23 protein-coding genes and 1 tRNA gene are annotated in these 18,471 nt (G+C 67.9%); 11 read left to right on the top strand and 13 right to left on the bottom strand.

Going from position 1 to position 18,471, the window contains the following annotated elements; translation table 11 throughout:
* Window positions 1-5 precede the first annotated feature (5 nt).
* The gene (locus FPZ61_RS06120; protein WP_370593341.1) at window positions 6-299 is read left to right on the top strand and encodes a sulfurtransferase TusA family protein; all 294 of its coding nucleotides are present in this window, start codon (window positions 6-8) and stop codon (window positions 297-299) included.
* Window positions 289-1,290 carry a ribosome small subunit-dependent GTPase A gene (gene rsgA / locus FPZ61_RS06115; RefSeq protein ID WP_185464772.1) on the top strand — a complete coding sequence of 334 codons (1,002 nt, stop codon included), beginning with the start codon at window positions 289-291 and terminating at the stop codon, window positions 1,288-1,290. Before FPZ61_RS06120 ends, rsgA begins: the two co-directional genes overlap by 11 nt.
* A 5-nt stretch (window positions 1,291-1,295) precedes the next feature.
* On the opposite strand, the gene FPZ61_RS06110 is transcribed toward rsgA, so the two are convergent.
* The 3 genes from FPZ61_RS06110 to murC are packed head-to-tail and all read right to left on the bottom strand — an operon-like array spanning window position 1,296 to window position 4,073.
* Entirely contained in the window at window positions 1,296-1,631 is a 336-nt protein-coding gene (locus FPZ61_RS06110) for a YbaB/EbfC family nucleoid-associated protein (RefSeq protein WP_185464771.1), read from the bottom strand.
* 21 nt (window positions 1,632-1,652) lie between these two features.
* Window positions 1,653-2,606 carry a UDP-N-acetylmuramate dehydrogenase gene (gene murB, locus FPZ61_RS06105; protein ID WP_185464770.1) on the bottom strand — a complete coding sequence of 318 codons (954 nt, stop codon included), beginning with the start codon at window positions 2,604-2,606 and terminating at the stop codon, window positions 1,653-1,655.
* Between the two features lie 3 nt (window positions 2,607-2,609).
* Window positions 2,610-4,073: a UDP-N-acetylmuramate--L-alanine ligase gene (gene murC / locus FPZ61_RS06100; RefSeq protein ID WP_185464910.1), complete on the bottom strand. Its 1,464-nt coding sequence runs from the start codon at window positions 4,071-4,073 to the stop codon at window positions 2,610-2,612.
* Window positions 4,074-4,237: 164 nt separating this feature from the next.
* Between murC and FPZ61_RS06095 the strand changes: the two genes are divergently transcribed.
* Window positions 4,238-5,260 (top strand): type I glyceraldehyde-3-phosphate dehydrogenase, encoded by a 1,023-nt coding sequence (locus FPZ61_RS06095; RefSeq protein ID WP_185464769.1) that lies wholly within the window; start codon window positions 4,238-4,240, stop codon window positions 5,258-5,260.
* A gap of 105 nt (window positions 5,261-5,365) precedes the next feature.
* On the opposite strand, the gene thiL is transcribed toward FPZ61_RS06095, so the two are convergent.
* Together thiL and FPZ61_RS06085 are read right to left on the bottom strand one after the other, a co-directional pair.
* Complete coding sequence (gene thiL / locus FPZ61_RS06090) at window positions 5,366-6,388, bottom strand: thiamine-phosphate kinase (protein WP_185464768.1); 1,023 nt, start codon at window positions 6,386-6,388, stop codon at window positions 5,366-5,368.
* Entirely contained in the window at window positions 6,381-7,490 is a 1,110-nt protein-coding gene (locus FPZ61_RS06085; RefSeq protein WP_185464767.1) for a peptidylprolyl isomerase, read from the bottom strand. Before FPZ61_RS06085 ends, thiL begins: the two co-directional genes overlap by 8 nt.
* Window positions 7,491-7,655: 165 nt before the next feature.
* Here FPZ61_RS06085 and efp point away from each other — a divergent pair, with 165 nt between their 5' ends.
* Together efp and accB are read left to right on the top strand one after the other, a co-directional pair.
* Entirely contained in the window at window positions 7,656-8,216 is a 561-nt protein-coding gene (gene efp / locus FPZ61_RS06080) for an elongation factor P (RefSeq protein WP_185464766.1), read from the top strand.
* 5 nt (window positions 8,217-8,221) lie between these two features.
* Entirely contained in the window at window positions 8,222-8,713 is a 492-nt protein-coding gene (gene accB / locus FPZ61_RS06075) for an acetyl-CoA carboxylase biotin carboxyl carrier protein (protein ID WP_185464765.1), read from the top strand.
* A 7-nt stretch (window positions 8,714-8,720) separates the two neighbouring features.
* On the opposite strand, the gene pdxA is transcribed toward accB, so the two are convergent.
* Entirely contained in the window at window positions 8,721-9,755 is a 1,035-nt protein-coding gene (gene pdxA, locus FPZ61_RS06070) for a 4-hydroxythreonine-4-phosphate dehydrogenase PdxA (protein WP_185464764.1), read from the bottom strand.
* Here pdxA and FPZ61_RS06065 point away from each other — a divergent pair.
* A complete protein-coding gene (locus FPZ61_RS06065; RefSeq protein ID WP_185474775.1) occupies window positions 9,754-9,933 on the top strand; it encodes a hypothetical protein in 180 nt (59 codons plus the stop codon). The two genes, pdxA and FPZ61_RS06065, sit on opposite strands and share 2 nt — an antisense overlap.
* Here the strand turns inward: FPZ61_RS06065 and FPZ61_RS06060 are convergent.
* Window positions 9,879-10,841, bottom strand: a complete 963-nt coding sequence (locus FPZ61_RS06060) for an SDR family NAD(P)-dependent oxidoreductase (RefSeq protein ID WP_185464763.1) — start codon at window positions 10,839-10,841, stop codon at window positions 9,879-9,881. The two genes, FPZ61_RS06065 and FPZ61_RS06060, sit on opposite strands and share 55 nt — an antisense overlap.
* A gap of 32 nt (window positions 10,842-10,873) precedes the next feature.
* Between FPZ61_RS06060 and FPZ61_RS06055 the strand changes: the two genes are divergently transcribed.
* Window positions 10,874-11,092 carry a hypothetical protein gene (locus FPZ61_RS06055; RefSeq protein ID WP_185464931.1) on the top strand — a complete coding sequence of 73 codons (219 nt, stop codon included), beginning with the start codon at window positions 10,874-10,876 and terminating at the stop codon, window positions 11,090-11,092.
* A 10-nt stretch (window positions 11,093-11,102) separates the two neighbouring features.
* On the opposite strand, the gene FPZ61_RS06050 is transcribed toward FPZ61_RS06055, so the two are convergent.
* Window positions 11,103-11,501, bottom strand: a complete 399-nt coding sequence (locus tag FPZ61_RS06050; protein ID WP_185464909.1) for an HNH endonuclease — start codon at window positions 11,499-11,501, stop codon at window positions 11,103-11,105.
* Between the two features lie 139 nt (window positions 11,502-11,640).
* Here FPZ61_RS06050 and FPZ61_RS06045 point away from each other — a divergent pair, with 139 nt between their 5' ends.
* The gene (locus FPZ61_RS06045) at window positions 11,641-13,257 is read left to right on the top strand and encodes a DEAD/DEAH box helicase (protein WP_185464908.1); all 1,617 of its coding nucleotides are present in this window, start codon (window positions 11,641-11,643) and stop codon (window positions 13,255-13,257) included.
* Window position 13,258: 1 nt separating this feature from the next.
* On the opposite strand, the gene FPZ61_RS06040 is transcribed toward FPZ61_RS06045, so the two are convergent.
* From FPZ61_RS06040 to FPZ61_RS06030, 3 genes are all read right to left on the bottom strand, one after another.
* Window positions 13,259-13,621, bottom strand: a complete 363-nt coding sequence (locus FPZ61_RS06040; protein WP_185474774.1) for a hypothetical protein — start codon at window positions 13,619-13,621, stop codon at window positions 13,259-13,261.
* A gap of 46 nt (window positions 13,622-13,667) precedes the next feature.
* Complete coding sequence (locus FPZ61_RS06035) at window positions 13,668-14,033, bottom strand: DUF6554 family protein (RefSeq protein ID WP_185464907.1); 366 nt, start codon at window positions 14,031-14,033, stop codon at window positions 13,668-13,670.
* A gap of 218 nt (window positions 14,034-14,251) precedes the next feature.
* Window positions 14,252-14,773: an AbrB family transcriptional regulator gene (locus FPZ61_RS06030; protein WP_185464761.1), complete on the bottom strand. Its 522-nt coding sequence runs from the start codon at window positions 14,771-14,773 to the stop codon at window positions 14,252-14,254.
* Between the two features lie 65 nt (window positions 14,774-14,838).
* Here FPZ61_RS06030 and FPZ61_RS06025 point away from each other — a divergent pair, with 65 nt between their 5' ends.
* The gene (locus FPZ61_RS06025) at window positions 14,839-15,168 is read left to right on the top strand and encodes a hypothetical protein (protein ID WP_370594270.1); all 330 of its coding nucleotides are present in this window, start codon (window positions 14,839-14,841) and stop codon (window positions 15,166-15,168) included.
* A 78-nt stretch (window positions 15,169-15,246) separates the two neighbouring features.
* Window positions 15,247-15,468: a hypothetical protein gene (locus tag FPZ61_RS06020; RefSeq protein ID WP_185464930.1), complete on the top strand. Its 222-nt coding sequence runs from the start codon at window positions 15,247-15,249 to the stop codon at window positions 15,466-15,468.
* A 384-nt stretch (window positions 15,469-15,852) separates the two neighbouring features.
* Here FPZ61_RS06020 and FPZ61_RS06015 read toward each other — a convergent pair.
* Both FPZ61_RS06015 and FPZ61_RS06010 read right to left on the bottom strand, forming a co-directional pair.
* Window positions 15,853-15,924: transfer RNA gene (locus tag FPZ61_RS06015), tRNA-Gly, on the bottom strand.
* Window positions 15,925-16,024: 100 nt separating this feature from the next.
* A complete protein-coding gene (locus FPZ61_RS06010; RefSeq protein ID WP_185464759.1) occupies window positions 16,025-17,176 on the bottom strand; it encodes an alanine--glyoxylate aminotransferase family protein in 1,152 nt (383 codons plus the stop codon).
* 119 nt (window positions 17,177-17,295) lie between these two features.
* Between FPZ61_RS06010 and cbiD the strand changes: the two genes are divergently transcribed.
* On the top strand, window positions 17,296-18,456 hold the full coding sequence (cbiD, locus tag FPZ61_RS06005; RefSeq protein WP_185464758.1) for a cobalt-precorrin-5B (C(1))-methyltransferase CbiD: 1,161 nt from the start codon (window positions 17,296-17,298) through the stop codon (window positions 18,454-18,456).
* The last annotated feature ends 15 nt before the right edge of the window (window positions 18,457-18,471 follow it).

Genomic DNA, 18,471 nt, shown 5'->3' with positions numbered 1-18,471 from the left:
GCCCTGTGACCAGCAGCCCTCCACCGGAGCCTCCACCCGCGGAGCCCGCCCTGCGGCTTGATCTGCGGGGCACCCCCTGTCCCCTCAACTTCATCCGCAGCCGTCTGGCGCTCGAAACCATCGCCGTGGGCGACTGGCTGCAGCTCGATCTCGACGCCGGTGAGCCTGAGCTGATGGTGGGCGAAGGGCTGAGCCAGGAGGGCCACCGGGTGGAGCGTGGACCGGCGACCAGCGCAGGCAGTCAGGAGGCTCCAGGGGAGGAGGGTGTCCGCTTGTGGATCCGTCGCCATGGGGGCTGAGGCTGAGGCCAGCGCTGAACACGACAGGGTGATGGTCAGGGGGCTGGTCACGGCGATTCAGGCCAACTTCTGCCAGGTGAACCTGGAGATTCCTGGTCCCGGAGGCCTGAATCGGCTGCTCTGCACCCGCCGCACCCGGCTGGACCAGGCGGGTGCCCGGATCCACGTGGGTGATCGGGTGGGACTCGAGGGCATCGACTGGCCGGCCGGCCGTGCTGCCGTTGGTGCCCTGCTGCCCCGCACCAGCCTGCTGGGGCGTCCACCCGTGGCCAACTGCAACCGGATCGTGGTGGTTGTGGCCATGGCCGAGCCCGCCCCGGATCCGGAGCAGATCAGCCGGTTCCTGCTCACGGCCGAGCACAGCGGTCAGCCTGTGCAGGTGGTCTTCTCCAAGGCCGACCTGGCCCCGCGCGATCTGCTCGAACACTGGCGGCAGCGGCTGTGCGGCTGGGGCTATGACCCGATCTCCGTCAGCACGGCCAGCGGCGAAGGCCTGGCTCCATTGAAGGAGCGCCTGGCCCAGCCTGGAATCGCCGTGGTCTGTGGCCCTTCCGGGGTGGGAAAGAGCAGCCTGCTCAACGCCCTGGTGCCGGCGCTGGCGCTGCGGGTCGGCTCCGTCTCAGGGCGGCTCAGGCGTGGGCGTCACACCACCCGACACGTGGAGCTCTTTCCCCTGGCCCCGGGGGCTTTGATCGCCGATACCCCAGGGTTCAACCGGCCGGATCTGCCCCGCGACCCCGCGGTTCTGCCGGCGCTGTTTCCGGAGATTGCCCAGGCGCTGGAGAGGGGGGCCTGTCGCTTCAGCAACTGCCGGCATCGTGGCGATCCCGGCTGTCGGGTGGGGACGGCCTGGGACCGCTATGACTACTACCTGCAAGGGCTGGCTGAGTTGGAGCAGAGCCGTGGGACGTCTCTGGCGGCTCGTGCCCAGGGAGGACCGGGACAGCCCTCCCGTCGTCGTCAGCGTCAGGAGGCTCCTGATCCGGGCTGACCCCTTCAGCTCCCCAGGCCTGGCAGGTTCAGTCCGCCGGTGAGTTCTTCCATCCGCTCCTTCATCGTGCCCGTGGAGAGGTCGTAGGCGGCCCTGAGGGCCTCCAGGGTGGCCGCCTCGGTGGCCTCAGCCCCGTCGTTCAGCAGCTCGGGGGCGATCCTCACCTTCAGCGGTTGCTGGTTGCCGGTCAGCCAGACGCTGGCCCGTCCATCTGCGCTGCTGCCCTCCAGCTCCATGGCATCCAGTTCGTCCTGGAGCTTCTGGGCGTCCTGCTGGATCTGCTGGGCCTTGCGGAAGGCTTCGGTCAGCTGTCCGAAGTTGGGGAGTCCGAAGCCTGCCATGCGGAGATCAAGAGCGCCGGCTCAGGCTACGGCCTCCCCTTCGAAGCTCTGGCTCCGCGACCCGGTCCTTCCGGCGGGGAAGGAACCCAGACGCTTCACCTCCGGGTGGAGCTCGATGCCGTGGGCGTCGAAGACCCGCTGCTGGACCAGCTGGATCAGCCGGTCGATGTCGTGGGCGCTGGCGCTGCCGGTGTTGACGATGAAGTTGGCGTGGATCGGCGAGACCATCGCCCCACCCACCGCCAGCCCCTTGAGCCCCAGCTGCTCGATCAGCTGGCCGGCTTTGCGGGGCTCCGGATTGCGGAAGACGCTGCCGCAACTGGGCTGCTGGTAAGGCTGACTGCTGGTGCGACTGGAGAGGTTGGCGCTGGTGCGACGGCTGATCTCGGCCGGATCGTGGCCGGCACTGAGGCCAAACCGGGCCGAGAGCACCAGCAGGGGCTCCCGCTGCAGGCGGCTGTGGCGGTAGGCGAACTCCAGCTCGCGGCTCTGGAGCACGAAAGGCTCACCCCCGCCGGTGGGATCGAGCACCGTGACCTCCTGGAGCCAGTCTGCTGTGCAGCCCCCCTGGGCGCCCGCGTTCATCACTGCGGCCCCTCCAACGGTGCCGGGGATGCCCACCGCCCACTCCAGGCCGCTCAGGCCCGCCCGGGCCGCCTTGCGCGCCAGGGTGGGGATGGGTTCGCCTGCCTGGGCTTCCACCAGTCCCGTGGTCGACTCGATGACGCTGCCCTGCAGCCTGCGGTTGCAGAGCGTCAGTCCGTCGAGGCCGCCGTCGCTCACCAGCAGGTTTGAGCCGGCACCGATCAGGCGCAGGGGCAGGCCCTCCGAGAACGCCCAGAGGGCCAGGGCGATCAGTTCCTCGCGGCTGACCGGTTCAGCGAACCATTCGGCCGGTCCACCCACTTTCCAGGTGGTGTAGTCGGCCAGAGATACCTGGCTCTGGGGTGGCCGGTGGGCCGGGATGAGGGGCACGGCTCAGGCGGCCAGGGGGGCGGGTGGAGCATCCGGGGCATCCGGCGGCTTCTGCTGTGCCAGCGCCTGCAGGCGACCCCAGAGACCGTTCACATCGCCGGCTCCCATCACCAGCACCAGATCGCCGGGTTGGCTGCGGCGCGCCACCTGATCCGCCAGCTGGTCGAGGGTGGCGCTCACCTGAAGGGGCAGTCCAGGACGGAGTTGACGCAGGCGATCGGCCAGGGCCTGGCTGTCGATCCCCGGGATGGCGGCTTCCCCAGCGGCAAAGAGCGGGGCGAGCAGAACCGAGTCGGCCAGGGCCAGAGCGGCGGCGAAGGCGTCCAGGAATTCGGCCGTACGGCTGTAACGGTGGGGCTGGAACACGGCCACCACCCGCCTGGGAGTTTTCGGCAGAGGGCTGCGGCCGCTGGTCACCATCAACCGGGCCATGTGCAGGGTCGCCTCCACCTCGCTGGGGTGATGGGCATAGTCGTCGACCACCTGGCGACCTGCCCAATCGCCCCGGAAGTCGAATCGCCGTCCGGGCGAGCGCAGGGTCCGCATCGCCGCGGCCAGGGCGCCGAAGGGTACGCCCTCCAGCCGGCAGGCCGCCAGGGCAGCGGTGGCGTTGCTGAGGTTGTGGCGTCCCGGCAGGGGCAGGCTGAAGCGCCCCACCAGCTCTCCGTTCTCGTAGAAGTCGGCCAGGGTGCCCCCGCCGTGTTCCTCCACCGCCAGGGCGGAGAAGTCGACGCCGTCGCAGCGCTCGATCGACCACCAGGCGCCGGGCTGAAAATGTTGGCGCAGCACCGGACAATCGGCGTTGGCGAGCAGGGATCCGCACCCTCCCGCGAAGCGTTGGAGGGTCTCGACCAGTGCCTCGAGATCGGGGTAGTGATCGGTGTGGTCGAGCTCGAGGTTGGTGATCAGTCCAAGGCTGGATCGGAATTTGACCAGGGAGCCATCCGATTCATCCGCCTCGGCCACCAGCAGACGGCCCCGGCCGCTGCGGGCATTGCTCTGAAACGCCGGCACGATGCCACCGATCACGGCGGTGGGGTCCTGGTCGGTGGCCGCCAGCAGCGTGGCGATCAAGGTGCTGGTGGTGGTCTTGCCATGGCTGCCCGCCACGGCGATCGAGGGCTGTGCGTTGATCAGCGCCGCCAGCACGTCGGATCGGTGGCAGATCGTCAGGCCGGCCTGGCGTGCCGCCAGAAGCTCCGGGTTGTCCGCGGGCACCGCCGTGCTGATCACCACCAGCGGCGGTGTTCCAGCACCTGCTCCGAGGGCAGCGATGGTGGCCGCCCCCTGTTGGCCGAAGACCCGCACCCCACGACGCCCGAGGGCTTCAAGCACGGGACTCTGCCGCGGATCGGATCCACTGACCTGAAAACCCCGGTCGGCCAGAATTCCAGCCAGCGCCGACATGCCGATGCCGCCGACCCCGATGAAGTGGAGGGGAGCCCGGTGGTCGAGCAGCGGTCCCAAAAGCGTCTCCATGCGGACCCGAAGGTAGGCGTTGACGCTGCCGTTGTCTCTCCCCCTTTAACGCTTGTTTGGCTCTGCGGCTCGGGTGTGTCCAGGGGCCGGCAGACCATTTCTGTATGATCGGCAGCCAAACTCCCCTTGTCAACGGGTTTCCCGTTCCTGCCATGACCCTGCGCGTTGCGATCAATGGATTCGGCCGGATCGGTCGCAACTTCATGCGTTGTTGGCTCAGCCGTGGCGAGAACACCGGCATTGAGGTGGTGGGCCTCAACGACACGTCTGATCCGCGCACCAACGCCCATCTGCTCGAGTACGACTCGATGCTGGGCAAGATTCGTGACACCGTGGTGGGTCACACCAAAGACACGCTCACCGTCAACGGCAAGACGATCAAATGTTTCTCCGATCGCAACCCACTCAATCTTCCCTGGAAGGACTGGGGTGTTGATCTGGTGATCGAGTCCACCGGGGTCTTCATTGACACCGAGGGTGCCGGAAAACATCTCAAGGCTGGTGCCAGCAAGGTCCTGATCACGGCCCCTGGCAAGGGCGATGGAGTCGGCACCTTCGTCGTGGGTGTCAACGACGATCAGTACCGCCATGACGACTACAACGTGATCAGCAACGCCAGCTGCACCACCAACTGCATGGCCCCCCTGGTCAAAGTGCTGGACCAGGCTTTCGGCATCGTCAAAGGCACGATGACCACCACCCACAGCTACACCGGTGACCAGCGCATTCTCGATGCCAGCCACCGTGATCTGCGCCGTGCCCGTGCCGCTGCGATCAACATTGTTCCCACCTCCACCGGTGCCGCCAAGGCCGTGGCTCTCGTCTACCCCCCGATGAAGGGGAAACTGAACGGCATCGCCATGCGTGTGCCCACGCCGAATGTGTCCGTTGTCGACCTCGTGATGGAGGTGAGTCGTGGCACCAGCCGTGAAGAAGTGAATGCGGTGCTCAAGGAAGCTTCCGAGAACGGCATGAAAGGAATCATCAAGTATTGCGATCTGCCTCTGGTTTCCTCCGATCACGCCGGCACCGATGAGTCCACAATCGTGGATGCCGATCTCACGCTGGTGATGGGCGACAACATGGTCAAGGTCATCTCCTGGTACGACAACGAGTGGGGCTACAGCCAACGGGTCGTCGATCTGGCCGAACTGGTGGCCAGGAACTGGAAGTGAGTCCCTGGTTCTGAGCGTTCGTTTGCCGGCCGCTCCCGTTCGGGGGCGGCTTTTTCTTGGGTTCCACCGCCCCAGCGGCCCGCCGGGAGGAGGATTGGCGACGATTCAGTGAAAATGGGTGAAGCCTGCTTCTGGGCCCGCCAGGGGAGATCCCCCATCAGCCCAGCGCAGCTCTCCTGCTCCCCTGGTCAGTGATCCGATCCGTCGTGCTCCCGGCAGGGCCAGGATCAGCCGCTGGGCCCAGTCTGGGTCGAGGGCCAGCACCAGTTCGAAATCTTCACCGCCGTTCAGGCACCAGGATTCGCCTTCATTCAGGGCGGCCATCTCGTGATCGAGGGGCAAGGCCCGCCGCTCCAGCAGGGCATCACACCCGCTGCCCCGGCCCAGCCATCCCAGGGCAGCCGCCAGGCCATCGCTGCTGTCGGTGCCTGCCACGCGCCAGGGGAGGCCGCTGGGCCGGCATGCCGCCAGCACCTGCACGGCATCCAGCCGGGGCTGGGGCCTGCGGTGGGCCGCCACGGCGCGCTCCAGCAGGGATGAAGAAGCCTGGCGCCAGTCAGGGGATGCGGCCGTGCGGGTCTCCTGGAGCAGTGCCGCCAGCCCCAGGCGGCTAAGGCCGTGGGCTCCCGTGCAGACCAGGGCATCGCCGGGGCGACCATCCCGCCGCCGGATCGGCCCGTCCGGCCCCAGCCGTCCCAGGGCCGTCAGAGAGAGCAGGCGCAGGCTGCCCCCGCTGCAATCGCCCCCGAGCAGGGTGCCCCCATAGCGGGCGAGGGCGGCACTCAGTCCCTGATACACCCCCTCCACCCAGGGCCAGGGAGTGGCCGCCGGTGCCACCAGGGCCACCGTCACCCCCAGCACCTCACGGCATCCCATCGCCGCTAGGTCCGAGAGGTTGGCCGCCACCGCCCGCCAGCCCACATCGGCGGCGGCCATGGTGGCGTCACTGAAATGCACCCCCTCCACCAGCACGTCGGTGTTCACCACCAGCGTCCGCTCCGATGGGGTGTCCAGCAGGGCGGCATCGTCGTCTAACTGTCCCGTCGGGGCATAGGCCCCCAGCCGTTTGATCAGTTCCCGTTCCCCCAGATCGGCCAGTGTGGGCGTGCCACTGGAGCCTTCAGGCATGGGGCCGCAGGTTATCGGCCCCTTCCACAACCGTCGCCCTGACGATGCCGTCGTCGGCGGTGAGCTCCTGGAGCACATCGAAGCCGTCGACCACGTACCCGAAGGCGGCGTAGCGGCCGTCGATCAGATTCAGGCCAGCCGGGGTGAGCTCCGCTTCGAACAGGAACAGGAAGAACTGGGAGGAGCCATCATCGAGGGCTTGGTCGGAATGGGCCCAGCCCAGGGTTCCCTTGGTGGCGAAGGGAAGCACAGGGGTGGCCTTGAACAGGCCGAGATCTTCGAACGTCTGGTTGTAGAAGGGCTGGCTCTGGCCCGGCACCATGATTTCCAGCGGCACATGCCGTTCCTGCCCCGAGCTGTCCAGGTAGCCGCTGGCGGATCCTTTCGGATCGCCGGTCTGAAGGACGTAGAAATCCTCGGCGCGGATGAAGGGCAGGTCGTCGTAGAAGCCCCGCTGCACGAGGTCGACGAAGGCACCTGCTGTCAGCGGTGCGTTGTACCCATCCACCACGGCGGTCAGATCGCCCTTGGTGGTGGTGAGCTTGACGGTGGCGCGACCCAGCAGCCTGGGCAGGTCGGCGAACGCTTCGGGTATCTCGAAGGGGAACGGCCCCACCAGCAGGGCTTCCGCTTCGCCGATGGTGCTCAGGGCCCTGCGGCGGGTGGCGAGAAAGGCCTCACGGTTCTGCTGTTCGGCGGCTTCGGCCACGGCCTGCAGCTCGGATTCCAGGCTGGTGAGCAGGGCCTTGGCCTGGTTCCGCTGCTCGGGCTGGAAGGCCTCCAGCAGTGCGGCGCGGCGGCTGCTCAGCTGCGCCTGAGCCCTGCGCACGTTGGCGGTCAGGGCGCTCCAGCGCTTGGCGCGCAGGTCGTCACTGCTGTCTTCAAGGCGATGCTGCAGCTTCTGAAGATCGGGTTGCTCGATCGGCAGGGCATTGCGCAGCAGGGCGGCAGGATCGGTGACGGCATTCCCCGGTGGCAAAGCCGCCGCTACTGGGACGACCCGGACGAGGGTGACGCCGCTGGCCAGCACCAGCGCCAGCAGCAGGCTCCCCAGGGCCTGCCAGGATCCCCTGGGCCGCAGCGCTTGTCGGTGCTGAGGCATGCGTGGGGATTCTGGTTGTAGCCAACTCCTGTCCATGGCGTTCCTGCCGATCAGCGGGCGATCTGCCGTACTTCGGACTTTGGCACAGCTCGCCGGTGACCAGACCCAGGCCGGCAGAGGGGTTCGACGGCCAGCCGTACAATCCCGCTCACCCGTTCCGCCGGAATGATCTCGAGCAACGACTTCCGAACTGGCACCACCATCGAGCTCGATGGACAGGTCTGGAGGGTCGTCGAGTTCCTGCACGTCAAGCCAGGCAAGGGCTCGGCCTTCGTGCGCACCAAGCTGAAGGCCGTGCAGAGCGGCAACGTGGTCGAGAAGACCTTCCGCGCTGGCGAAACCGTTGCCCAGGCCCAGCTGGAGAAATCCACGCTGCAACACACCTACATGGAGGGGGAGGAGTACGTCTTCATGGACATGGCCTCCTACGAGGAGACGCGCCTTTCCGCCAAGCAGATCGGCGAGGGGCGTAAATATCTCAAGGAGGGCATGGAGGTGAACGTGGTGTCCTGGAACGACTCCCCGCTTGAGGTGGAGCTGCCCAACTCTGTGGTGCTCGAGGTCACCCAGACCGATCCGGGCGTCAAGGGTGACACGGCCACCGGCGGCACCAAGCCCGCCATCGTGGAGACAGGCGCCCAGGTGATGGTGCCCCTGTTCATCACCATCGGCGAGAAGATCAAGATCGACACGCGCAACGACAGTTACCTCGGCCGGGAGTCCTGATCGTCATGCAGCTCGACAACGACCAACTGCAGCAACTGCTCATTTTCCTGGAACAGAGCGACATCCAGGAGCTGAAGCTCGAAGGTGACGACTTCCGCCTGGAGGTGCGCCGCAACCTTCAGGCGCCGGCCCCGCCGGAGCAAGTCCCTGCCCCCTTGCCGGCAGCAGCGGCGGCGCCCGCCCCGCCGGCCCAGGGCGCCGCCGCAGTCAGTGCCCCCTCCGCCCCACCGCCGGCCCCGCCGGCGCTCAGGGCCGACCTGCTGGAGATCACCGCACCGATGGTGGGCACCTTCTACCGCTCACCGTCACCCGGTGACCCCCCCTTTGTGGAGCTCGGCAGCCGCATCAGCGTCGGTCAGCCGGTCTGCATTCTCGAGGCCATGAAGCTGATGAATGAGCTGGAATCCGAGGTCAGCGGTGAGCTGGTGGAGATCCTGGTGGAGAACGGCACCCCGGTGGAATTCGGCCAGGTGCTGTTGCGGGTCAAACCTTCCTGACCTCCGCTCAACCCAGTTCCCAGGCGGTTTCCAGGGCCGCCACCATGCTGTCGGAGCGGGCCAGGCCAGCTCCGGCAATGTCGAACCCGGTGCCGTGATCCGGTGAGGTGCGCAGAAAGGGCAGCCCCAGAGTGGTGTTCACGGCAGCATCGAAAGCCAGAAGCTTGACCGGGATCAGGCCCTGATCGTGGTAGAGCGCCAGGTAACCATCGGCGCCCCGTCCCTTCCCCCGCCAGGCTGCCGCTGCCTCCAGCCAGCAGGTGTCCGGCGGTTGCGGCCCCCTCAGGGCCACCGTCGGGTGGCGCCGCCTCCAGCTCTCCAGCAGTGGGATCAGCCAGTCCTGCTCCTCCACGCCCAGTTGGCCGGCTTCACCCGCGTGGGGATTCAGCCCTGCCACCACCAGGCTGGGATGGGGGTGAAACCGCCGGCAGAACCCCAGAAGGACCTCCAGCTGCCGTTCCACCAGGGCGGGGCTGAGCGCCTGGGGCACCCGGGCCAGGGGGATGTGGGTGGTGGCCAGCAGCGTGTTCAGCCGCCAGGTGCCTCCAGGGGATCGGGCCGTGAACAGCATCGAGGCCTGTGTCTGCCCGCAGAGTTCCGCCAGTCGTTCGGTCTGGCCGGGGTAGCGATGGCCGGCGGCATGCCAGGCATGTTTGGCGATCGGCGCTGTGGTGAGCGCCCGGGCCTGGCCGCTGAGCACCAGATCCACCGCCGCATTCAGCCAGCTGAAACTGGCGGCACCACTGACGGCCGTGCCCTGGCCAGGGGCGATCCACTCCCCCAGAGGTCTGTCGAGGATCGGGTAGGAGCCTGGATCCACCAGCGGTGCCCCCCCGCGTCTGCGCAGGTCCATGTAGGTCCGCTCCAGCCAGCGGCGACAGCCCACCAGCCGTACATCGGGGGTCACACCCCGTGCCTCCAGGGCTGCCAGGGCCTTGAGGGTCACCTCGGCGCCGATGCCGGCCGGATCTCCCAGGGCCAGGGCAATGGGCCCCCGTCCGGGTCCCTTCTTAGCGTGAAGGCCAGTGGCCTCGAGAGTCATGATCCGCTGGTTGCTTCTGGGGGGACTGGTGCTGGGCCTGGGTCAGGGTCTGCAGAAGGGTTGGGTGGTGATCGACTGGTGTCGGCTGAAGCGTGACCTGAGCATTCCAACCCTCAACGATCTTCAGCCGCTGGCGACACCGGTCTGTCCCGGGGATGGGGAGCCTGCCCCTCGCTGAAGATCCAGCTCCTCCAGCAGTGAGGCTTTGAACCCTTCCCGGTAGCTGGGGTAGCGCAGCCGGTACCCCAGCTCCAGGCGCAGCCGCCTGTTGCTGGTGCGGCGGTTCTCCCCCCAGAAGCTGCGGGCCATCGGGCTCAGACTCTCCTGGATCCGCTCATAGGGCTCCACGTCGGGCAGTTTGCAGTCCATCAGGTGGGCGGCATAGCCCAGGGTTTCACTCGATGGGCAGGGTCTGTCGTCCGCCAGGTTGAGCAGCGCCGGCCTGCTGCCACCGGGCAGGGCGAGGTTGTGCAGCAGGGCTCCGACGATGTCAGCGACATGGATGCGGCTGAACACCTGCCCGGGTTTGTGGATCAGGCGGCTGATGCCCGCGCGCAGTCCGTTGAACGGGCTGCGTCCCGGTCCGTAGATCGCCGGCAGACGGAACACCTGCAGGGGCAGACCGCTGGCCCGCCAGGCCTGCTCGCAGGCCAGCCGTGCCCGGCTGCGGGGAAGTTTCGGAGCGGGGGTGTCGCTTTCCTGGACCCAGGCGCCGCCCCGATCGCCATAGACCCCGGAGGTGGAGAGGTAGCCCACCCACTGCAAGGGAAGGCCGACCAGGCTGGTCCCAAGACTCTCCAGAACCGGATCCTTGCCCTCGCGGTCCGGGGGAATGGTGATCAACAGATGGGTGACCCCCTCCAGAGCAGCAGGGTCGATTCCCGGCCTGAGCTGGCTGGCGAAGGGCACCGACTGGATCCCCTCCGCGGCCGGGGGATCCTCACCGGGCCGGTGGCTGATCAGCACAGGCATCCCGGTGGCGGCCACGGCGGAGGCGAAGCGCTGGCCGCAGTAGCCGCCCCCCAGCACAAGCATCCGGCCGGAGGCCCCCCTCCAGGGGCTGCTGTTGACAGCAAGAGAAGTCATGAGTACACCTGTATCACTTCTCGGATCCGTTGATGGCCGCCTCCTGCTTCTCTACACCCCGTTTCCTCGCCTCCAGCCTGGCGCGTCCCGGCCAGGTCCGCCCCTGGAGTCGCCCCCGCGTCCTGGGGGTGTTCCCTCTGCTGGTGGTGGTCCTTGTGCTCATGGCCGCCTTGGTGGCGCCCGAGCAGCCCGAGCAGCTCGGAGCCATCTGCGCGCGCCATCACGGACCGGAGGCCTGCCGGGTCTGGTGAGCGGTGTGGCTCAGGCCGCCTGCAGGCTCAGGGCTGCAGCCTGGGGTGCCGGCGCCATCGCCGGCTCAGGGGTGGCCCATTGCAGCAGCCGAACGGCCAGGCGCAGGTCCCCATCCATCCAGGCCCGGATCGCCATTGCGCGGCGTGGGTCGTAAAAGCGCTGACGCCTGTACCAATCGAAGGCGTCGGCGTCGCTCTTGTGGCCGTTGCAGGCCAGGCAGGCCGGAACGCAGTTCTCCGTCACGCTCAGCCCGCCGCGGCAGCGCGGCAGCAGATGATCAATGGATTCGGAGCGATCTCCGCAATAAATACAACGATGTTGAGTCTGTTTGTGCAGGGATTGTCTCCAGCGTCTGACGCGTAACTTTGGGCAGAGATCCTCAAGGAAGACCGCATCCCTGACCTGCATTCCCATGCCTCGGTTGCAGACAGTTTGCCCATGGCTTCTGGTCTGTCAATGTGTCGAGGACTTCAGTTTTTCAAGCTGATCGCGATGGGCTTGTTCGCAGGGCATCGCTGACTAGAATCCAGGTCCACGAAGCGCGGTGGTGTCCCTGCGAGCTTCGCGCACAACACCGTCGCGCTGTCTGCTGCGGCTTGGGTCCTGCGGTCTGATCGAGGTGATCTCCCCGTTCGATCCGGTCACCCAGGCCCAGCTGCGAAGGATCAGGCCGACGGGTCGCTGGCGTGCCCAGGGCCACTGCTGGGAGTTTCCCCTCGAGGCTGCAGGCGCGTTGCAGGAGCTGTTGGGGGCGCGCTTCGCCATCGAGCCCGACCTGGCCCAGTGGATCGCCTGGTTGCGCCAGCCGTTGCCCCCCCTGCCGCCGCACCGCCAGCTGGTGGCGGCGGCCCAGCTGGAGGACCCCCTCCCGGATGGGCGGCAACTGTTCAGCCATCAGCGCACGGCGGCCCGTTGGTTGCTGGCTCGCCGCGGGGCGATCCTGGCCCACGCGATGGGCCTGGGCAAGACCCTCACGGCCCTGGTGGCGGCCCGGGCCCTGTCCCGCTGCGCGCACTGCCGCATCGCCGTGGTGGCCCCCGTGGGTCTTCATGGCCTCTGGCGACAGGAGGCCCTGGCCCTGGAGCTGGCTGTCGAGCTGTTCAGCTGGGCGCGGTTGCCGGCCGAGCTGCCCCCAGCCGGCACGGTGCTGATCGTGGATGAGGCCCACTTCGCCCAGAACCTGGGGGCGGCTCGCACCCGGGCGTTGCTGCGCCTGGCCCGTCACCCACGCCTGCGGGCGATCTGGCTCCTGAGTGGCACTCCCATGAAGAACGGGCGCCCGGTGCAGCTCTTTCCCCTGCTGGCGGCGATCGATCACCCCCTCGGCCGGGATCAGCTCAGCTTCGAGCAGACCTACTGCCAGGGCCACTGGCGCGAACGCGGTGGGCGCCGCCACTGGCAGGCCAGCGGCGCCGAACGCCTGGAGGAGCTGCACCGGCTGATCAGGCCATTGCTGCTGCACCGGCGCAAGCAGGATTGCCTCGACCTTCCCCCCAAGCGGCGTCTGGTCTGCCCTGTGGCCCTCAGCGCCAGCCATGCCCTGGGCTTTGAGCATGAGCTGCAGCAGCGCGTGGAGCACTACCGCCGGCGCGCGGCCAGGGGCGAGGTGCGCCGCGATGCCGAATCCCTGGCGATGCTCACCGCCCTCAGGCAGATCGGTGCTTCTTACAAGCTGCCGGCGGCCGAGGACCTGGTGACGGAGTTGCTGGCTGGCGGTTCATCGGTGGTGGTGTTCACGGCTTTCGTGGCCCCTGCCGAGCGACTGGCTGCGCGCCTGGGCGGTGCCCTGCTCACGGGTCGGCTGAGGCCGCAGGAGCGGCAGCGCCAGGTGGAGCGCTTCCAGGCCGGAAGGGTGCCCCTGCTGGTGGCCACCTTCGCAGTGGCGGGCCTCGGCTTCACCTTGCACCGCGCCAGTCATGTGGTGCTGCTGGAGAGGCCCTGGACCCCGGGGGACACCGAGCAGGCCGAAGACCGTGCCCATCGCATCGGCATGGCTGGGCCCCTCACGGCCCACTGGCTTCAGCTGGGGGTGGCCGATCAGCTGGTGGATGGTCTGATCGCCAGCAAGGCCGAGCGGATCGACCTGGCTCTGGGAGGACGCCTGGCGATCCTGCGCCGTCAGGCCCTGCCCGCCATGGTGCGCCAGTTGCTGGAGGCCTGGTGATTCAGGGGGACGCCGCCGCAGGGATGTCGCGGCAGCTCTCCTGGCGCACCCGGATGTCGGTGACCAGCTGGGGATCGCCCTCCGGCGCCGAAGGCTTGCCGTCGGAGGCTGACCTGAGCAGGGCCGCGGCCTTCTCGATGTCCTGACAGGCCCTGCCGTGATCTCCCCGCAGGGTGTGCAGCACGAAGCGATCGCTGAGCGGACGGGCCGCACGAGGGAAGGTGTCCACCACCCGGTCACAGCGCTCCAGAGCCTGATCGAGCGCATCCACCCTGACCTCATCGAGGCATTGGTCCTCACGCAGCCGTGGCGCGTCCTTGCCCAAGGGCTCTGCGGCGCAGCCGCTGAGCGCCAGGACCAGCATCAGTCCCCAGCCCCGGAGCGCTCGATGCCCATCAACCTGGCGGGGATCAGTAGGAATAGCGGTCATGGCGTGTGGTTCCGCCGCCGCTGGGGAGGGGAACCGGCCCACCGGTGCCGCTGGCGGGGATGTCCGTCTGGAGGGGCGCCGGCTTTTCACTGCCGTAGAGGGCGCCAAGGAACTGGCCGCAGTCGGGATAGGCATCGGGAGACTTGACCACGGCCTCGGTGATCATCACGGCGCCGTGCTCCGGGGAGGTCTTGAACAGACTGGCGCTCTGGCGTTTGATTAAGGCATAGGCGGCGGTCCAGCTCACCTCATGGTTGTTGCCGGCCTTGCGCATGAAGCAGTACACCTCTGCTCCTTTGTGACCCGGATCGCTGGGGTCAGGCTGGATGATCTGGCTGAGCTGCATGGGTTGGCTCAGCAGCGGCAACGGGCTGCTCAGGATCACCAGGGCAGGAGCCAGAACCACGCGCAGAGCCGATCTCAGCCGGCGACCCCTGGCAGTGTCGGCCGACGTCGGGCAAGGGCAGTGAGGACGGGGCGGCATGAATTCAGTCCGGGCAACCAGGCTTCGGGCACCAACGTATCGGTCGTCTCCGGACTGTCGAGGGGGAGTTCTCCGGTGGGTCACCTGGAGGAATGACCAGCTGTGAATGCCAGCACCAGCCTGATCACCACGGGCACCACCACCAGCACCGTGATCAGCCTCACCGCATGCAGGGCGGCCACGGCGGCGCCGACGCCGAATTCAGCACCCACCAGGCTCATGCCGCTGATGCCACCAGGGGCTGACCCCAGCAGGGTGATGATTGGATCGATGCCCAGCAGTCGGCTGCTCCAGAGGCCGACCACAAGGCCGGTGGCCACCAGGGTGACCGTGATCAGCAGCGCCGGCCGCCACAGCTGCCGAAGTTCCGACAGGGCTGTACTGGTGAGGCTGGTGCCGATCACTGTGCCGATGGCGATCTCCAGGCCGGTGCGCGTTCCAGGGGGCCAGTGGGCCAGATCCCAGCGTCCGCTCACGCTCACCAGGCCCGCGCCGAGCAGGGCGCCCGCCAGGGGAGCGGCGGGGATGCCCGTGAGCAGGGCGACCAGGCCGCCCCCGAGGCCGGCCAGGAGGTAGATCGCCAGGGTGGCCAGGCTTGACATGCCCGCAGGTGACGCCAGGACAACTCAGTCTGGGAGATGGGTTGAGCTGTGGGTGGTTCTGTGTTGTGATCGGCCTTCTTGGCGAAAAGGCCATGGCCCCTGAATCGGTGTCGTTCCGCATCACCCGCACCGCGGAGGATCTTGCCCAGACCGTGGCGGCGCTCTCGCACCGGCTGGTGCACCTCGAGCAACGGCTGGGACTCCTGGAAATGGCCGTGGAGGAGGGCGAGCGGCCGGAGCCTGAGCAGCTCCAGGCCCTCACCAATGTGGACGTGCTGCTGCGGGACTGCCGCCAGCTGCTGGAGACATCTGCTCTTGAGGCGCCGTCTCCCCAGGTGGTGGCCGCACCTGTTGAGGCCCTGTCTCCCCCCCGCGATCTGGATCAGGCCGCTTAGCGCTGGAGATCAGGGCTCAGTATCACGCGACCTGGCGGTTGGCTGGTTCCGGGTGGCAGAATGAAAAGAAAAACAACCATGGCCAACACCTATCCGGCCTGCCCCCTGCCCCGCTCCGGGGGGTCGTTGACCCCGCAAACCGCCCCTCACCGCCCTGGGTACATCGAAGGTGGTCACCAGCTTGAGAAACTCGAGTTCGCTCTGGCCATCGCCATCAGCCGCGGCGACAGCAGCCGGGCCAGGCAGTTGCGCACCCAGATCGATGCCCTCGGTGATCCGGGTGAAGAGCCAGGCACCTGACACAGGGAACAGCAACACCCTGTCTGCATTTCTGTCCCTTTCGGGCCAACTTCTCCCACAAGCGATACAATGAGTCCAGATTGATCAGTTGTTGTGCTTGTGGTTCAAACGCGATCGTCGATCGCCATGTCACAGGGATCTGAGCAACGAAGCCAGTATCTCCGGAATGCGGCCGTGCACGAATCTCGGGCCCAGGCTGCTGCCCAGCGGGGTGATCTCACCGAAGCCGCACAGGCGCTTCTCAAGGCTCTGGACTGTGAGCGTCGGGCCGGAAGCGTTGGTCCCCAGATTCTCCAGGTGATCAAGCCGCGATCCTGAAATTGTTGCGATCACCAATCCACACCTTGATCAGGTAGTTCTGAGGGTGATTGCCTCAGCTTGAGAAGCGGGTGACCGGACTCGAACCGGCGACGTTCAGCTTGGGAAGCTGACATTCTACCACTGAATTACACCCGCATTTTTTCACCTTAGCAAAGAATCAACCCCCTCCAGGTCCAGCGGTCCAGGGTGGGTGGCCAGCCCTGGACAACTGGTCTTCGGTTCCCCAGCTGGTCCCTCAGGCGGCCAGTTCCCGGGCTGCAGCGGCCAGGCCGGCTCCCACCGGCTGACGGGCCGCTCCCAGCTCCTGCAGGGTCGCCTCGATGGCCGCCACAGCGGTCAGCACGTCGCGATCGCAGACGAAGCCCAGGTGACCGATGCGGAACACCTTGCCCTTCAGGTGATCCTGGCCTCCAGCCAGCAGGATGTCGTAGCGCTCCTTCACCTTCTTGCGCAGCACCTCGGCGTCGAGACCCTCGGGAGCCACCGCTGTGATCGCCGGGCTGCCGTGGCCTTCCGCGGCGTAGAGCGGCAGACCGATGGCAACCATGGCCGCCTGGGTGGCCCGCTGCAGCCGGTCATGGCGCGCGAAAATCGCCTCCAGCCCTTCCTGCTGCATCATTCCCAGGGCGGCTTCCAGGGCGTAATAGAGAGTCACCGGGGGGGTGAAGGGGTTGCTGTCGGCAGCGGCCGATTTCCGGTACTTGCCCAGATCGAGATAGAACTTGGGCAGATCCGAGCGCTTGTGGGCCTCCCAGGCCCGCTCGCTCATCGCCACAAAGGCCAGGCCCGGCGGCATCATGTAACCCTTCTGGGAGCCGGAGCCCACCACATCGAGGCCCCAGGCATCCACCGGCACCGGGCAGGCCCCCAGGCTGGTGACGCAGTCAGCCACCACCAGGGCCTGGCCATGGGCATGCACGTGACGCGCGATCGTCTCCAGGTCGTTGATCACCCCGGTGGAGGTTTCCGAATGGGTGAGGATCACAGCCCGGATCCGCTTCTCGCTGTCGGCCTCCAGGGCCAGGCGGAAGGCCTCCGGATCGAGGGGCTGGCCCCAGTCGGCGCGGATCACCTCCACCTCCAGGCCATAGGCCTGGGCCACCTTCACCCAGCGTTCACCGAATTTGCCGTTGTCCCCGCAGAGGACCTTGTCACCCCGGCTCAGCACGTTGATGATCCCGGCCTCCATGGCGGCGGTGCCGCTGCCGGTGAGGGCCAGCACATCCCCCTCGGTCTGATGCAGCCACTTGAGCTGCGCGGTGGTGCGTTTCACGATTGCCTGGAATTCGCCGCTGCGATGGCCGATCGGGTGGCGACTCATGGCCAGCAGGACGGTTTCCGGCACCGGCGTCGGGCCGGGGATCATCAGGGTGAGCTTGTCCTGCATGGGGTGCGCTGGGGGGACGGGCGCGGCGGCCCAATCCGCCACCTTAAAAAACCAAGGTCCCCCCACATCACAGCTCCAGTGCCACCTCCCCGTTCAACTCAGCCCCCCAGGCCCAGCCCATGACCACCGCAACGCCGTTCACCCTGCCGGTCTGGGTGGCGGCCGCGGCCCGAGCGGGCCTGGAGGTGCTGCTGGAGGCCGAAGGGATCCCCGCCGCCGGGGCTTCTTCCGGGGTCTCCAGGGAGGTTCAGCCACTGGAGCTGCTGGAGCCGCCCGGAGTCGAGCTGGTGCCGGTGGAGGCGGCCGCCTCCCTCGGCGACGGCCAGGCCCTGGGCATGGCCCGCTGCGATCCCGGCGACGGCCTCGATCTCACCCGGGGTTTGCTGGTGTGGGTGCGGGCGAGCTGGTGGGATCCTCCGCAGGGAGCGGAGCCACCGCAGCGGCTGCGTCTGGAGGCGGGGGAGGGACTGGGGGTCCTGGCCGCCACCCGGACGCTGTGCCTTTCCGCCTATGCCCGCCGCCTGCTGGAGGTCAACCTTCTGCCCCTGGTCCCAGCCGGCCGTGGACTGCAGCTCCAGCTGGTCTTCCCCCGGGGGCGGGAGCTGGCCGTCCGCACCAGCAACGAAGCCTTCGGGGTGGTGGAGGGCCTGGCCCTGATCGGCACCCAGGCCGTGGTGCAGCGCAGCGCCTCCCCGGATCGCCTCGAGGAATGCCTCGAGGCCTTGCGCCAGCGGCCGCACTCGCCCAGTCCGGCCGATCTGGTGCTGGTGATCGGCGAGAACGGTCTTGATCTGGCTCCCCGCCTCGGTCTGCCTGCCCACCTGCTGCTCAAGGCCGGCAACTGGCTCGGGCCCCTGATCGTGGCGGCGGCCGAAGCCGGCGTCGAGCGGCTGCTGCTGTTCGGGTACCACGGCAAGCTGATCAAACTGGCGGGGGGGATCTTCCACACCCACCACCACCTGGCCGATGGTCGCGCCGAGGTGCTCACGGCCCTGGCCGCCCTCGAGGGGCTGGCTGGCCCGCCCCTGGAGCGGCTGTTCGCGGCGCCCACGGTGGAGGCGGCCCTGGCCGGCTTGCGGGAGCTCGATGCGCCCCTCTCCGCCCGCATCGAGGCCCGGCTGGCCCTGGCGATCGAGGCCCGCAGCCAGGCCTACCTCGCCCGCTACGGTCGTTTCTCGATGCGGATCGGGGCTGCCCTGTTCGATCGACAACGGCAGTTGCGGGTGGCCGGTCCCTGCGGGCGGGAGCTGCTGGAGGCTTTCCGGCACGGCCTAGGGTGAGCCCAAAAGGCCCGG

The sequence above is a fragment of the Synechococcus sp. BSA11S genome (genome assembly GCF_014224355.1).
Classification (GTDB): domain Bacteria; phylum Cyanobacteriota; class Cyanobacteriia; order PCC-6307; family Cyanobiaceae; genus Regnicoccus_A.
The sequence above is the reverse complement of the archived record's forward strand: the minus strand, read 5'-3'. Positions and strand labels throughout refer to the sequence as shown.